Source organism: Pseudomonas quasicaspiana, assembly GCF_021147825.1.
Classification (GTDB): Bacteria; Pseudomonadota; Gammaproteobacteria; order Pseudomonadales; family Pseudomonadaceae; genus Aquipseudomonas; species Aquipseudomonas quasicaspiana.
This window is the reverse complement of sequence record NZ_JAGTPI010000120.1, coordinates 1-2249: the sequence shown is the minus strand read 5'-3', so window position 1 is coordinate 2249 and position 2249 is coordinate 1. Positions and strand designations below refer to the sequence as shown.

Below are 2249 nucleotides of genomic sequence, written 5' to 3'. Positions count from 1 at the left end.
GCCTCACCCTATAACCCAGAGATGCGCCGCGTCACCGGTAGGAGCGAACTTGTTCGCGAGACGATGGACCTGTGTACACAGGCTTGTCCTCTCGCGAACAAGTTCGCTCCTACCGGGATCATTGTATTAGCCCAGAAATAACTTATACGCCGGATTCTTGCTCTCATCCCAATACGGATAGCCAATCTCGGCCAGTGCCGCCGGGACCAGATGCCGTTCATCCTCTGGCACCACCAGCCCCGCGACCACACGACCATCCGCCGCGCCATGGTTGCGGTAATGGAACATGGAAATCGTCCACTGCCCGCCCAGCTTGTTGAGGAAGTTGAACAGCGCACCCGGGCGTTCCGGGAATTCGAAGCGGAACACTACTTCGTCGCTGACCCGCTCGGCATGCCCCCCAACCATATGTCGAATGTGCAGCTTGGCCAGTTCATTGTCGGTCAGGTCAATCACCGGGAAACCCTGTTCGGTGAGGCTGGTGATCAGACCTTTACGTGGATCAGTGTCCGGATGCGTCTGCACACCGACAAAAATGTGCGCTTCGCGGTCGGTGTGATAACGGTAGTTGAATTCGGTGATCTGGCGCTTGCCGATGGCCTCGCAGAACGCCTTGAAGCTGCCCGGTTGCTCGGGAATGGTCACGGCGATGATGGCTTCGCGGCCTTCACCCAGTTCGGCGCGCTCGGCTACGTGACGCAAGCGGTCGAAGTTGACGTTGGCACCTGAGTCGATAGCGACGAAGGTCTGGCCGCTGACTTCTTCCTGCTCGACATACTTTTTGATCCCCGCCACCGCCAGGGCCCCTGACGGCTCGGTGATCGAGCGGGTGTCGTCGTAAATGTCCTTGATCGCCGCGCAGATTTCATCGGTGCTGACCGTGATCACTTCGTCGACGTAGTGCCTGCAGATGTCGAAGGTGTACTCACCAATTTGCGCCACCGCCACGCCGTCCGCGAACAATCCCACCTGCTGCAGCACAACGCGTTCGCCGTACGCCATGGCTTGCTGCAGGCAGTTGGAATCATCCGGCTCGACACCGATGACCTTGATCTCCGGCCGCAGGTATTTCACGTAAGCCGCGATACCGGCGATCAAACCACCGCCGCCCACCGGGACGAAAATTGCGTCCAGTGGTCCCTGATGCTGGCGAAGAATCTCCATGGCCACGGTGCCTTGCCCGGCAATCGTGTCGGGATCGTCATAGGGATGGATGTAAACGAAGCCCATTTGTTCGACGAGTTTCAGCGAATGGGCCAGCGCCTCAGGAAAAGAATCGCCATGCAGCACCACTTTGCCGCCCCGGGAACGCACGCCTTCGACCTTGATTTCAGGCGTGGTCTTGGGCATCACGATAGTCGCTTCAACGCCCAGGGTTTTCGCCGCCAGTGCCAGACCTTGCGCGTGGTTGCCTGCCGACGCTGTCACTACGCCACGGGCCAGTTCTTCCGGGCTTAGCTGCGCCAGTTTGTTGTACGCGCCACGAATCTTGAACGAGAACACCGGCTGCAAGTCTTCGCGCTTGAGCAACACCTGATTGCCAAGCCGCTCGGACAACTGACGAGCGCCCTGCAACGGGGTTTCCACGGCGACATCGTAGACGCGTGAGTTGAGTATTTTGCGGGCGTAGTGATTAAGCAGGTCAGTCATCGCGTCGGCCCCTTGTCATGGAGGGCGATGCGCTGAGCCTGAGAAGCGAAGAGGGCGGTTTGAATGCTGATCATGTCTGACTCCCGGTTTGCTTTTTTAGCCCAGGAGACAAGAAAAACCCGCCTCTTGGGCGGGTTGGGTGCACGCGTCGGCTAACCCGCCATGACTGGAATGGCGGTAATAATAATCTGGCCGGCGAAATGCTTGGTTACGTTCATGCTTGAAGACTATTGCGGATGCTCTTTGCAAGTCAAGACAGGCAAAGCTAAATCCTTATCGGAGCGCTTCGTATCTTAATGATCAGGTCATTTTTCCTTCACCTTGGCACTTTATGGTGAGGGCAGTGGTCAGTGAATGACGTCATTTAAAGAACAGCCAAGAGGGCACGCGTTATGGACGACTATCAAGAAGAACTGCTGGAATACCAAGCGTTTGAACTAGATCCGCCAGAGCCTGCGGATGATGCGACTGAGTTGTGAGTGTCTGAGCAGACTTCTTTTCTGTAGATACTCTGTTGCCGGTCAAGCTTTCACGAAGTGTTTTTCGCTGAATAGCTTGGCCGTATCAAAATCCTCTCCCGAGCGCATGCATGCCCAGAG

General features: G+C 56.8%; 1 protein-coding gene. It reads right to left on the bottom strand.

The features are described 5' to 3' along the window. Positions 1-126: 126 nt before the first annotated feature. On the bottom strand, positions 127-1650 hold the full coding sequence (gene ilvA / locus KDX30_RS29355) for a threonine ammonia-lyase, biosynthetic (protein WP_406644027.1): 1524 nt from the start codon (positions 1648-1650) through the stop codon (positions 127-129). Between the last annotated feature and the right edge of the window lie 599 nt (positions 1651-2249).

Bases quoted from the DNA above. Each gene is read 5' to 3' on its own strand.
- ilvA (WP_406644027.1), bottom strand. From the start codon at position 1,650: ATGACTGACCTGCTTAATCACTACGCCCGCAAAATACTCAACTCACGC.